The following is a 13,008-nucleotide window of genomic DNA, read 5'->3' on the forward strand; positions in this document are numbered from 1 at the left end:
ATGAACGCAGAAGATTCCCTCAAGCTCGCCCGCCGCTTTATCGAACTACCCGTTGAGAAGCGTCGGGTCTTCCTCGAAACCCTGCGAGGGGAGGGAATCGATTTCTCGCTGTTCCCGATTCCGGCCGGCGTGTCTTCGGCCGAGCGCGACCGCCTGTCCTACGCCCAGCAGCGCATGTGGTTCCTCTGGCACCTGGAGCCACAGAGTGGCGCCTACAACCTGCCCAGCGCGGTGCGCCTGAACGGACCGCTGGATCGCCAGGCGCTGGAGCGCGCCTTCGCCAGCCTGGTGCAGCGTCATGAAACCCTGCGTACGGTGTTCCCGCGCGGCGCCGACGACAGCCTGGCGCAGGCGCCCCTGCAACGCCCCCTGGAGGTTGCCTTCGAGGATTGCAGCGGCCTGCCCGAGGCCGAGCAGGAAGCCCGCCTGCGCGAGGAGGCGCAGCGCGAGTCGTTGCAGCCGTTCGACCTGTGCGAGGGGCCGTTGCTGCGGGTCCGCCTGATCCGCCTGGGCGAGGAGCGGCATGTGCTGCTGTTGACCCTGCATCACATCGTGTCCGACGGCTGGTCGATGAACGTGCTGATCGAAGAATTCAGTCGTTTCTACAGTGCCTATGCGACTGGCGCGGAGCCCGGCCTGCCGGCCTTGCCGATCCAGTACGCCGATTACGCCCTGTGGCAGCGCAGCTGGCTGGAGGCCGGTGAGCAGGAGCGCCAGCTGGAGTACTGGCGCGGCAAGCTCGGCGAGCGGCATCCGGTCCTGGAGTTGCCGACCGACCACCCGCGTCCGGCGGTTCCCAGCTACCGTGGCAGCCGTTACGAGTTCAGCATCGAGCCGGCCCTGGCCGAGGCCCTGCGCGGCACCGCCCGACGCCAGGGGCTGACCCTGTTCATGCTGTTGCTCAGCGGCTTCAATATCCTCCTGCAACGCTATAGCGGGCAGACCGACCTGCGGGTCGGCGTCCCCATCGCCAACCGCAACCGCGCCGAGGTGGAAGGGCTGATCGGCCTGTTCGTCAACACCCAGGTGCTGCGCTCGGTATTCGACGGCCGCACGTCGGTGGCAACCCTGCTGGCCGGGCTCAAGGACACCGTACTTGGCGCCCAGGCCCATCAGGATCTGCCGTTCGAACGCCTGGTCGAGGCGTTCAAGGTCGAGCGCCGCCTGAGCCACAGCCCGCTGTTCCAGGTGATGTACAACCACCAGCCGCTGGTGGCCGACATCGAGGCGCTGGACAGCGTGGCCGGCCTGAGCTTCGGCCAGCTCGACTGGAAGAGCCGTACCACCCAGTTCGACCTGAGCCTGGATACCTACGAGAAGGGCGGCCGCCTGTACGCCGCGCTGACCTACGCGACCGACCTGTTCGAGGCGCGGACCGTCGAGCGCATGGCGCGGCATTGGCAGAACCTGCTGCGCGGCATGCTGGAAAACCCGCAGGCCAGCGTCGACTCGCTGCCGATGCTCGATGCCGAGGAGCGCTATCAGTTGCTGGAAGGCTGGAACGCCACTGCGGCCGAGTACCCGCTGCAACGCGGCGTGCACCGGTTGTTCGAGGAGCAGGTCGAGCGCACACCGACGGCGCCGGCGCTGGCCTTCGGCGAGGAGCGCCTGGACTACGCCGAGCTGAACCGCCGGGCCAACCGCCTGGCGCATGCCCTGATCGAGCGCGGGGTCGGCGCGGACCGCCTGGTGGGCGTGGCCATGGAACGTTCCATCGAGATGGTCGTGGCCCTGATGGCGATCCTCAAGGCCGGCGGCGCCTACGTGCCGGTGGACCCGGAGTATCCCGAGGAGCGCCAGGCCTACATGCTGGAGGACAGCGGCGTGCAACTGCTGCTCAGCCAGTCGCACCTGAAGCTGCCGCTGGCGCAAGGTGTGCAGCGGATCGACCTGGACCAGGCCGATGCCTGTCTGGAAAACCATGCCGAGAACAATCCAGGGGTCGAGCTGAACGGCGAGAATCTTGCCTATGTCATCTACACCTCCGGTTCCACCGGCAAGCCCAAGGGCGCCGGCAACCGCCATTCGGCGCTGAGCAACCGTTTGTGCTGGATGCAGCAGGCCTATGGCCTGGGCGTCGGTGACACGGTGTTGCAGAAGACCCCGTTCAGCTTCGACGTGTCGGTCTGGGAGTTCTTCTGGCCGCTGATGAGCGGGGCACGTTTGGTGGTGGCCGCGCCGGGCGACCATCGCGATCCGGCGAAGCTGGTGGCGCTGATCAACCGCGAAGGGGTCGATACGCTGCACTTCGTGCCGTCGATGCTGCAGGCCTTCCTGCAGGATGAAGACGTCGCCTCCTGCACCAGCCTGAAACGCATCGTTTGCAGCGGCGAGGCGCTGCCGGCGGACGCGCAGCAGCAGGTGTTCGCCAAGCTGCCGCAGGCCGGCCTCTATAACCTCTATGGCCCGACCGAGGCGGCCATCGACGTCACCCACTGGACCTGCGTGGAGGAGGGCAAGGACGCGGTGCCGATCGGCCGGCCGATCGCCAACCTGGCCTGCTACATCCTCGATGGCAACCTGGAGCCGGTACCGGTGGGCGTGCTCGGCGAGCTGTACCTGGCCGGTCGGGGCCTGGCCCGTGGCTACCACCAGCGTCCGGGGCTGACTGCCGAGCGTTTCGTCGCCAGCCCGTTCGTGGCCGGGGAGCGGATGTACCGCACCGGCGACCTGGCGCGCTACCGCGCCGACGGGGTGATCGAGTACGCCGGGCGGATCGACCACCAGGTGAAGCTGCGCGGCTTGCGCATCGAGCTGGGCGAGATCGAGGCGCGCCTGCTGGAGCATCCGTGGGTGCGCGAGGCGGCGGTGCTGGCGGTGGACGGCAGGCAGTTGGTCGGCTACGTGGTGCTGGAGAGCGAGGGCGGCGACTGGCGCGAAGCGCTGGCCGCGCACCTGGCGACAAGCCTGCCGGAATACATGGTGCCGGCGCAGTGGCTAGCGCTGGAGCGGATGCCGCTGAGTCCGAACGGCAAGCTGGATCGCAAGGCGCTACCGGCGCCTGAAGTAAGCGTGGCGCAGGCAGGCTACAGCGCACCGCGCAACGCAGTGGAGCGAACCCTGGCGGAAATCTGGCAGGACCTGCTGGGCGTCGAGCGGGTCGGCCTGGACGACAACTTCTTCAGCCTCGGCGGCGACTCGATCGTCTCGATCCAGGTAGTCAGCCGTGCGCGCCAGGCCGGATTGCAACTGAGCCCGCGCGACCTGTTCCAGCACCAGAACATCCGCAGCCTGGCCCTGGCGGCCAAGGCGGGTGCGGCGACGGCGGAACAGGGTCCGGCAAGCGGCGAGGTGGCGCTGGCGCCGGTACAGCGCTGGTTCTTCGAGCAGTCGATTCCCAACCGCCAGCACTGGAACCAGTCTCTCTTGTTGCAGGCGCGCCAGCCGCTCGACGGCGACCGGCTGGGGCGTGCCCTGGAACGCCTGCAGGCGCAGCACGATGCCCTGCGCCTGCGTTTCCGCGAAGAGCGCGGCGCCTGGCACCAGGCCTACGCCGAGCAGGCCGGCGAGCCGCTGTGGCGCCGGCAGGCGGGGTCCGAGGAGGTGTTGCTGGCGCTTTGCGAAGAAGCCCAGCGCAGCCTCGACCTCGAACAGGGGCCGCTGCTGCGTGCGCTGCTGGTGGACATGGCCGACGGCAGCCAGCGCCTGCTGCTGGTCATCCACCACCTGGCGGTGGACGGGGTGTCCTGGCGCATCCTGCTGGAAGACCTGCAGCGTCTCTATGCCGACCTCGACGCCGATCTCGGGCCGCGTAGCAGTTCCTACCAGGCCTGGAGCCGGCACCTGCACGAACAGGCCGGCGCGCGCCTGGACGAACTCGACTACTGGCAGGCGCAACTGCACGACGCTCCGCATGCGCTGCCATGCGAAAACCCGCACGGCGCCCTGGAAAACCGCCATGAGCGCAAGCTCGTCCTGACCCTGGACGCCGAGCGTACCCGGCAGTTGCTGCAGGAAGCCCCGGCGGCCTACCGGACCCAGGTCAACGACCTGCTGCTGACCGCCCTGGCCCGCGCGACCTGCCGCTGGAGCGGCGACGCCAGCGTGCTGGTGCAGCTCGAAGGGCACGGCCGCGAGGACCTCGGCGAGGCCATCGACCTGAGCCGCACGGTGGGCTGGTTCACCAGCCTGTTCCCGCTGCGCCTGACCCCGGCCGCGGACCTCGGCGAGTCGCTGAAGGCGATCAAGGAGCAACTGCGCGGCGTGCCGGACAAGGGTGTCGGCTACGGCCTGCTGCGCTACCTGGCTGGAGAGGAGGCTGCGACCCGCCTGGCCGCACTGCCGCAGCCGCGGATCACCTTCAATTACCTGGGCCGGTTCGACCGTCAGTTCGATGGAGCGGCGCTGCTGGTACCGGCCACGGAAAGCGCCGGCGCCGCCCAGGATCCGTGCGCCCCGCTGGCCAACTGGTTGAGCATCGAAGGCCAGGTCTACGGCGGCGAGCTGAGCCTGCACTGGAGCTTCAGCCGGGAAATGTTCGCCGAGGCGACCGTCCAGCGCCTGGTCGATGACTACGCGCGGGAGCTGCACGCGCTGATCGAGCATTGCTGCCAGGAGGGCAACGTCGGCGCCACGCCGTCGGACTTCCCCTCGCGACGTTGCGCCAGGAGCAGTTGGATCGCCTGCCTCTGGCGCGGATCGAGGACATCTACCCGCTGTCGCCGATGCAGCACGGCATGCTGTTCCACTCGCTCTACGAGCAGGCTTCCGGCGATTACCTGAACCAGCTCCGAGTCGACGTCCATGGACTCGATCCCGCGCGCTTCCGCGCCGCCTGGCAGGCGGCGCTGGACAGTCATGACATCCTGCGCGCCGGCTTCCTCTGGCAGGGCGATCTGGAGCAGCCGCTCCAGGTGATCCACAAACACCTCGAACTGCCGTTCGCCGAGCATGACTGGCGTGGTCGCGAAGCGCTCGCCGAGGCTCTCGACGAGCTGGCCGCGAGCGAACGCCGGCGGGGTTTCGAGCTGGAGCAGGCGCCCTTGCTGCGGCTGGTCCTGGTGCGTATGGACGAAGAGCGCTACCACCTGGTCTACACCCACCACCACATCCTGCTGGATGGCTGGAGCAGCGCGCAGCTGCTCGGCGAGGTGCTCGCTCGCTACACCGGCGAACAGGCCGAGCGCACGGGTGGGCGCTACCGCGACTACATCACCTGGCTGCAGGCACAGGACAAGCGCGTCAGCGAAGCATTCTGGAAAGAACAACTGGCGGAACTGCTGGAGCCGACACGCCTGGCCCAGGCGGTCGCCGCCGAGCGCGAGCAGGTCGGCAGCGGCCAGTTCCAGCGCAGCCTGCCGCCGGCACGCACCGCGCGCCTGAAGACGTTCGCCCAGCGGCACGCGGTGACCCTCAATACCCTGGTGCAGGCCGCCTGGTCGCTACTGCTGCAACGCTACACCGGGCAGGATACGGTGGTCTTCGGCGCCACCGTCGCCGGCCGTCCCGCCGAACTGGCCGGGATCGAAAGGCAGATCGGCCTGTTCATCAATACCCTGCCGGTGGTCGCCACACCGCAACCGGGCATGCGCCTCACCGACTGGTTGCAGGAGGTGCAGGCGCGCAGCCTGGCGCTGCGCGAGCAGGAGCACACGCCGCTGTTCGAGATCCAGCGTTGGGCCGGGCTCGGCGAGGCGCTGTTCGACAGCCTGCTGGTATTCGAGAACTACCCTGTGGCCGAAGCCCTGGAAAAGGGGTCGCCAGGCGGCGTGCGCTTCGGCCCGGTGAGCAATCATGAACAGACCAACTACCCGCTGACCGTCGCCCTGGGCGTCGGCGACAGTCTGTCGCTGCAATACAGCTATGACCGTCAGGCGTTTTCCGATGCCGCGGTCGAGCAGTTGGACCGGCACCTGCTGAACTTGCTCGAAGGCTTCGTCGACAACGCCGAACGGACTCTGGTCGAGCTGAGCCTGCTGGATGCCGAGGAGCGCGCGCTGATCGATTCGCTGTGGAACCGCAGCGAGTCGGGCTTCCCCGCTTCGCCGCTGATCCACCAGCGGGTGGCGGAGCGCGCACGCCTGGCCCCGGACGCGCCGGCGGTGCTGTTCGACGACCAGGTGCTGAGCTTCGCCGAGCTGGACAGCCGGGCCAATCGCCTGGCACATGCGCTGATCGCCCGCGGCGTCGGTCCCGAGGTGCGGGTGGCGATCGCCATGCAGCGCAGTGCGGAAATCATGATTGCCTTCCTCGCCGTGCTGAAGTCCGGCGGCGCCTACGTGCCCCTGGACATCGAGTACCCGCGCGAACGCCTGCTGTACATGATGCAGGACAGCCGCGCGCACCTGCTGCTGACCCGGAGCCACCTGCTCGACCGACTGCCGATTCCCGACGGGCTGTCCTGCCTGTGCCTGGACCGCGAACAGGAGTGGGCCGGTTTCCCCGCCCATGATCCAGAGGTGGCGCTGCATGGCGACAACCTGGCCTATGTGATCTACACCTCCGGCTCCACCGGCATGCCCAAGGGCGTGGCAGTGTCCCACGGCCCGCTGGCGGCGCACATCGTGGCTACCGGCGAGCGCTACGAGATGACCCCGGCGGACTGCGAGCTGCACTTCATGTCGTTCGCCTTCGACGGCTCCCATGAAGGCTGGATGCACCCGTTGATCAACGGTGCGCGGGTGCTGATCCGCGACGACAGCCTGTGGCTGCCGGAGCAGACCTACGCGCAGATGCATCGCCACGGCGTCACCGTCGCGGTGTTCCCGCCGGTCTATCTGCAGCAACTGGCCGAGCACGCCGAGCGCGACGGCAACCCGCCGGCGGCCCGGGTCTACTGCTTCGGCGGCGACGCGGTGGCGCAGGCCAGCTACGACCTGGCCTGGCGCGCGCTACGCCCGCAATACCTGTTCAACGGCTACGGACCGACCGAAACGGTGGTCACCCCGCTGCTCTGGAAAGCCCGCCCGGACGACCCCTGTGGCGCCGCCTACATGCCGATAGGTACGCTGCTGGGCAATCGCAGTGGCTACATCCTCGATGCCCAGTTGAACCTGCTGCCGGTCGGTGTGGCCGGTGAGCTGTACCTTGGCGGAGAAGGCGTGGCGCGCGGTTACCTGGAGCGTCCGGCACTGACCGCCGAACGTTTCGTGCCGGATCCCTTCGGCGCGCCCGGCAGCCGCCTGTATCGCAGCGGTGACCTGACCCGTGGGCGGGCGGATGGCGTGGTGGACTACCTGGGACGGGTAGACCACCAGGTGAAGATCCGCGGTTTCCGTATCGAGCTGGGCGAGATCGAGGCACGCCTGCGCGAGCAGGCGGCGGTGCGCGAGGCGGTGGTGGTCGCCCAGGCGGGTGCCAGCGGCCAGCAACTGGTCGGCTACGTGGTCCCGCAGGATCCGGCGCTGGTCGAGGATGCCGGTGCCCAGGCGGCCTGCCGCGACGCCTTGCGCAAGGCGCTGAAGGAACGCTTGCCCGAGTATATGTTGCCGGCGCATCTGCTGTTCCTGGCGTGCATGCCGCTGACCCCCAACGGCAAGCTGGATCGAAAGGCCCTGCCCAAGCCCAGTGCCGACCAGCAGCAACGCGACTACCAGGCACCGCGCAGCGAAGTGGAAAGACAACTGGCGACGATCTGGGCGGAGGTGCTGAAGCTGGAGCAGGTCGGCCTGGCCGACAACTTCTTCGAGATCGGCGGCGATTCCATCATTTCCCTGCAGGTGGTCAGCCGTGCGCGCCAGCTCGGCATCCATTTCACTCCGAAGATGCTCTTCGAGGCGCAGACCATCGGTGCCCTGGCTCCGCTGGCCGAGAGCGGTACGCAGGTGCTGGCGATCGACCAGGGACCGGTGACCGGCGTCACGCCGTTGCTGCCGATCCAGCAGGGTTTCTTCGCCGAAGAGGTCGCCGAGCGCCACTGGTGGAACCAGTCGGTACTCCTGGAAGCCCGCGAGCCGCTCGATGCCCGGCACCTTGAGCAGGCCCTGCGGGGCGTGCTGGCGCACCACGATGCGCTGCGCCTGTCCTTCACCCGCGAGGCGGCCGGCTGGACGGCGCGCCACCGGGGTGTGGAAGAGGGCGCTGCGGCGCTGCTCCGCGTCGCTCGGGTCGCCGACCTGGCGGCGCTGCGGGCGCTTGCCGACGAAGTCCAGCGCAGTCTCGACCTGGCCGATGGGCCGTTGTTGCGCGCCCTGCTGGCGACTTTCGACGACGGCAGCCAGCGCCTGCTGCTGGTTATCCACCATCTGGTAGTGGATGGCGTGTCCTGGCGTATTCTCTTCGAAGACCTGCAGACCGCCTACCGGCAGTTGCTGGCGGGTCAGGCCGTCGAGCTACCGGCCAAGACCAGCGCCTTCAGGGATTGGGCCGAGCGCCTGCGGGCGTTTGCCGGTGACGGCGGCCTGGATGGCGAACTGGCGTACTGGCAAGGGCAATTGCAGGGCGCCTCCAGCGACCTGCCGTGCCTCGACCCGCTGGGCGACCAGAGCAACCGCCATGCCCGTTCGGTCAGTTGCGGACTGGACGCCGAGGCGACCCGGCAATTGCTGCAGGAAGCGCCGGCCGCCTACCGCACCCAGGTCAACGACCTGCTGTTGACCGCGCTGGCGCGGGTGATCTGCCGCTGGACCGGGCAGGTCGATGCGTTGATCCAGTTGGAAGGACATGGTCGCGAAGAACTCTTCGCCGAGATCGACCTGACGCGCACGGTGGGCTGGTTCACCAGCCTGTTCCCGCTACGCCTGACGCCGGCCGAGGGCATCGCCGCATCGATCAAGGGCATCAAGGAGCAACTGCGCGCGGTGCCGAACAAGGGCATCGGCTTCGGCGCCCTGCGCTACCTGGGCAGCGCGGCGAGCCAGGCAGCCCTGGCCGGGTTGCCGGTGCCGCGCATCACCTTCAACTACCTCGGCCAGTTCGACGGCAGTTTCGCCATGGAGGAGGGCGCATTGTTCGTTCCGGCCGGCGAGCGTGCCGGCGACGACCAGAGCCCGGACGCGCCGCTGGCCAATTGGCTGGCGCTGAACGGACGCATCTATGGCGGCGAACTACGCATCGACTGGAGCTTCAGCGGCGAGCGCTTCGAAATCGCCAGCATCCAGCGCCTGGCCGACGCCTATCGCGACGAACTGCTGGCGCTGATCGCCCACTGCCGCGTGGCCGAGGGCCAGGGTCTGACGCCCTCGGACTTCCCGCTGGCGCGCCTTGACCAGGCGCGTCTCGACCAATTGCCGCTGGCGCCCTGCGAAGTCGAGGACCTCTACCCGCTATCGCCGATGCAGCAGGGCATGCTGTTCCACAGTCTGTACCAGCAGGAGGCCGGCGATTACATCAATCAACTGCGGGTCGACGTCGACGGTCTGCATCCGGAGAGCTTCCGCGCGGCCTGGCAGGCGGCGCTGGACGAGCACGATGTGTTGCGCAGCGGGTTCCTCTGGCAGGGCGCCTTCGAGACGCCGCTGCAGGTGGTGCGCAAGCGTGTCGAAGTGCCGTTCAGCGTACTTGACTGGCGCGGTCGCGAGGACCTGGCGGCGGCCCTCGACGAGCTGGCTGCCGGCGAAGGCCGGCTGGGCTTCGACCTGAGCGAGGCGCCGCTGTTACGCCTGGTACTGGTGCGCACGGACGAAGAGCGCTACCACCTGATCTACACCAATCACCATATCCTGATGGACGGCTGGAGCAACTCGCAGCTGCTCGGCGAGGTACTGCAGCGCTACCGTGGCGAAACGCCGCCGCGCTCCGGCGGCCGCTATCGCGACTACATCGCCTGGTTGCAGCGCCAGGACGCCGCGCTCGCCGAGGCCTTCTGGCTGCCGCGCCTGCGCCAACTGGACGAGCCGACCCGCCTGGGGCAGTCGATCGCCCAGGCCAAGCAGCGCGGCAAGGGCTACGCGGAACGGTTGCGCGAGCTCGATGGCGAGCAGACCCGGCGCCTGGCCGAGCTGGCCCGCGAGCAGAAGATCACCGTCAATACCCTGGTCCAGGCCGCCTGGCTGATGTTGCTGCAACGCTATACCGGACAGGACAGCGTGGCCTTCGGCGCTACTGTCGCCGGTCGCCCGGCTGAACTGAACGGTATCGAGGAGCAGATCGGCCTGTTCATCAATACCCTGCCGGTCATCGCTACCCCGCTTCCGCAGCAGAGCCTGGCGTCGTGGCTGCAGGCGGTGCAGGGCGAGAACCTGGCCCTGCGCGAATTCGAACACACGCCGCTGTACGACATCCAGCGCTGGGCCGGGCAGGGCGGCGAGGCGCTGTTCGACAATATCCTGGTGTTCGAGAACTACCCCGTTTCGCAGATGCTCCAGCAGCAGGCCTCGCAAGGCCTGGCTTTCGGTGCCGTGGGCAACCACGAGCAGACCAACTACCCGTTGACCCTCAGCGTAAGCCTGGGGCAGCGCCTGGAACTGCAGTTCGCCTATGACCGCGAGCATTTCGACGACGCCAGCGTGGCGCGCCTGGATCGTCACCTGACGCACCTGCTGGCGCAGATGGTCGAGCGTCCGGCCAGCACCTGCCTGGCCGAGTTCCAGCTGCTGGAAGCAGCGGAGCGGCGCCAGGCGATCTTCGACTGGGGGCGCAACCCGGGACGCTATCCGGACGAGCGCAGCGTCGAGCAGCTGTTCGCCAGCCGCGCGGCGATGGAGCCCGAGCGGGTGGCATTGCTCTTCGAGGAGCGCCAGCTGAGCTACGGCGAGCTCAACGCCCAGGCCAACCGCCTGGCCCACCGCCTGATCGAGCTGGGCGTGGGGCCTGACGTGCTGGTTGGGATCGCCGTCGAGCGCGGGCTGGAAATGATCGTCAGCCTGCTGGCGGTGCTCAAGGCCGGCGGCGCCTACGTACCGCTGGACCCGGAATATCCGCAGGAGCGCCTCGGCTACATGATCGAGGACAGCGGCATCGCCCTGTTGCTCAGCCAGAGCCACCTGCTGCAACGCCTGCCAGCGGCCTCCGGGATCGCCTGCCTGGCGCTCGACCAGGCGTGGGACTGGCAGGACCGTCCGGCGAGCGACCCGCAGTTGCGGGCGCATCCGCAGAACCTCGCCTACGTGATGTTCACCTCCGGTTCCACCGGCCGTCCCAAGGGCGTCGGCATCAGCCGAGAGAGCCTGTCGCGGCATACCCACGTTTCGCTGGAGTTCTTCGGCATCGGGCCGGACGACCGGGTGCTGCAATTCTCCACCTTCAATTTCGACGGCTTCGTCGAGCAGCTCTACCCACCGCTCGCCTGTGGCGCCTCGGTGGTGCTGCGCGGCACCGAGATCTGGGACAGCGAGACGCTGTACCGGGAGATCGTCGAGCGACGCATCACCACGGTGGACCTGACTACCGCCTACTGGAACATGCTGGCCAAGGACTTCGCCAACCAGGGCGTGCGCGACTACGGCGCGCTCCGTCAGGTCCACGCCGGGGGCGAGGCGATGCCGCCGGAAAGCCTGGTGGCATGGAAGGCCGCCGGGCTGGAGCATGTGCGCCTGCTCAACACCTACGGCCCCACCGAGGCGACCGTCACGGTCACCACCCTGGATTGCGCGCCCTACGTCGACGGCAGCAAGGCGATCCCGGCGACCATGCCGATCGGCAAGGTGCTGCCGGGCCGCGCCATCTATCTGCTGGACGATGCCGGGCAACCGGCGCCGGTCGGGGCGGTCGGCGAGCTGGTGATCGGCGCCGAGCTGCTGGCGCGTGGCTATTTCAAGCGTCCCGACCTGACGGCCGCACGCTTCATTCCCGATCCGTTCGACGAGCAGGGCGGCGGCCGCCTGTACCGCACCGGCGATCTGGCACGCTACGGCGCCGACGGGGTGATCGAGTACGTCGGCCGGGTCGACCATCAAGTCAAGGTCCGTGGCTTCCGCATCGAACTGGGCGAGATCGAGGCCTGCCTCGGCGAGCACCCGGCGGTGCGCGAGGCCCTGGTCATCGCCGTCGAGGGTGCTGCCGGGGCGCAGCTGGTGGCCTATCTGGTGCCGCAAGCGGAAGCGCTGGCTAGCGCCACGCTGGAGGTACAGGCCGCGCTGCGCAACGAGCTGAAGGCCCTGCTGCGCGACAGCCTCCCCGAATACATGGTGCCGGCGCACCTGCTGTTCCTCGAACGCCTGCCGCTGAGCCCCAACGGCAAGGTCGACCGCAAGGCTCTGCCGGCGCCTGACGCCAGTCTCCTCCAGGAGGCCTACGTGGCGCCGCGCAGCGAGCTGGAATGCCAGGTCGCGGCGATCTGGCAGGAGGTGCTGAAACTCCAGCGGGTTGGCCTCGACGACCATTTCTTCGAACTCGGCGGGCACTCGCTGCTGGCCATCAACGTGATTTCGCGCATTCAACTGGAGCTGGGCATGAAGCTCACCCCCCAACTGTTGTTCCAATTCCCGACCCTGGGGCTTTTCGTCAGCAATCTGGAAAAGGCCGGTGGGCAGGTCGACACATCGAAACTGAACAAGCTGGAAGCCCTGCTTGATGAAATGGAGGAAGTTTGAATGGACATGAGCGTAGCTTTGCGGGTTGCCCGGCGCTTCATCACGCTTCCTCTCGACAAGCGCAAGCTGTACCTGGCGAAGATGCAGGAGGAGGGCGTGACGCCGGCCAACCTGCCGATTCCCGAGGTGGCCTCGGCCTTCGAGCGTATCCCGTTGTCCTATGCCCAGGAGCGCCAGTGGTTCCTCTGGCAGATGGACCCGCAGAGCGCCGCCTACAACATTCCCTCGGCGCTGCGCCTGCGTGGCGAACTGGACGTCGAGGCGCTGTCCGCCAGCCTGGGCGCCATCGTCGAACGCCACCAGAGCCTGCGCACCGTGTTCGTCGAGGACGAACAACTGGATGGCTTCCGCCAGCAGGTGCTGGCGTCGGTCGACGTACCCGTCCCGGTTACGCTGGCGGGCGACGACGACGCGCAGGCGCAGATTCGCGCTTTCGTTGAAAGCGAGACGCAACAGCCCTTCGATCTGCGTAACGGTCCGCTGCTTCGCGCGCGCCTGCTGCGCTTGGCGGCCGACGATCACGTGCTGACCCTGACCATCCACCATGTGGCAGCCGACGGCTGGTCCATGCGGGTACTGGTGGAGGAACTCATTGCCC

At 68.2% G+C, this 13,008-nt stretch carries 1 protein-coding gene and 1 pseudogene (1 of these 2 only partly in view); both read left to right on the forward strand.

Annotation, left to right across the window (positions count from 1 at the left end; genetic code table 11):
• A pseudogene (locus AT700_RS13000) lies at positions 1 to 12,410 on the forward strand (non-ribosomal peptide synthase/polyketide synthase).
• On the forward strand, positions 12,411 to 13,008 hold the 5' end (the start) of the coding sequence (locus AT700_RS13005; protein ID WP_048521087.1) for a non-ribosomal peptide synthase/polyketide synthase. Its footprint extends 14,378 nt past the window's final position; the window shows 598 of its 14,976 coding nt (coding positions 1-598); its start codon is at positions 12,411 to 12,413; its stop codon lies beyond the right edge, outside the window. It begins immediately after the preceding pseudogene.

This window comes from Pseudomonas aeruginosa (assembly GCF_001457615.1).
In the GTDB taxonomy this organism is placed as follows: domain Bacteria; phylum Pseudomonadota; class Gammaproteobacteria; order Pseudomonadales; family Pseudomonadaceae; genus Pseudomonas; species Pseudomonas aeruginosa.